Source organism: Nocardia sp. NPDC051463, from assembly GCF_040681975.1.
Classification (GTDB): Bacteria; Actinomycetota; Actinomycetes; order Mycobacteriales; family Mycobacteriaceae; genus Nocardia.
In genome coordinates, this window is sequence record NZ_JBFBAB010000071.1 from 1 (window position 1) to 1252 (window position 1252).

1 protein-coding gene is annotated in these 1252 nt (G+C 61.4%); it reads right to left on the reverse strand.

The window, feature by feature from the left end; genetic code table 11:
- Window positions 1-40: 40 nt before the first annotated feature.
- Window positions 41-1185 (reverse strand): IS3 family transposase gene (locus AB0M74_RS35180; RefSeq protein ID WP_366530630.1). Its coding sequence is split into 2 segments (ribosomal slippage): window positions 41-906 and window positions 906-1185, totalling 1146 coding nucleotides; the frame shifts between segments, so codons are not numbered across the junction.
- Window positions 1186-1252 lie beyond the last annotated feature (67 nt).

Genomic DNA, 1252 nt, shown 5'->3' on the forward strand with positions numbered 1-1252 from the left:
GGGACTGCCCCGAGTTCGGTTGACTCGCGGGTGTGGTCTTTCAGGCCGCGAGCGCGGGCCGGTTTATTGTCTCGTACTCGATCGGGGTGAGTTTGCCGAGGCGGCGTTGCCGGCGGGTGCGGTGGTAGGTTTTCTCGATCCAGACCACGATCGCCAACCGCAGTTCCGCTCGGGTCGTCCAGCGTTGCCGGTCCAGGACGTTCTTTTGCAGCAACGCGAAGAACGACTCCATCGCGGCGTTGTCACCACACGCCCCGACCCGGCCCATCGAACCTTGTAAACCGTTGACCGACAATGCGTTCAGGAACTTCCGTGAGCGAAATTGACTGCCCCTGTCCGAGTGAACGACCGTTGCGATCGGTGACCGGAATGCGACGGCGTGGTTCAACGCCGACACCGCCAGCGACGCCTTCATCCGTGAATCGATCGAGTACCCGACGATCCGGTTGGAGTACACGTCCTTGATCGCGCACAGATACAACTTGCCTTCACCGGTGGCGTGCTCGGTGAGATCGGTCAACCACACGGTGTTCGGGCTGGTAGCGGTGAACCTGCGCCTGACGAGGTCGTCGTGGACCGGCGGACCGGCCTTGCGGTTCAATCCACGTTTCTTGGCGAACACACTCCAGATCCGCTGCTGGGAACATAATCTGGCGACCCGGTTCTCACCCGCACGGATGCCGCGGGCGGGTAGCTCGTCGGCGATGAAACGGTAGCCGAACGCCGGGTCCTCTGCATGGATGTCATATGCGATGTTGATCAGATGCGCGTCATCCCAATCACGCTGTGAGACAGGGTGTTTCTTCCATTTATAGAACGCTTGGGTGGAGAAGCCGAGTACCCGGCAGGTCACCGCGACAGGGATCCTGTCGGCGGCCAGGTCGAGGACCAGCGGGTAGATCATTTTGGGTTGACGTCACGCGAGAAATAGGCGACCGCGCGGCGCATGACCTCGGCTTCTTGTTCGAGCTGCCGGATCCGTTTACGCGCTTCGCGCAGTTCGGCCGATTCGTCGCGGGTGGCGCCGGGGCGATGACCGTCTTCGATATCAGCTTGTTTGACCCAGTTCTTCACGCAGCTCTGTGAGATCCCGAAGTCTTTGGCGATCTGCGTCAACGGGGTCTCGCCCTTGCGGGCGACCGCCACGACATCGCGGCGGAACTCCTCGGGATAGGCCTTGGGCATATCGATGATCCTTCCACTGCAAGGAAATCCTCACAGGTCAGGAGTCAACCGAACCGGGGGCAGTCCC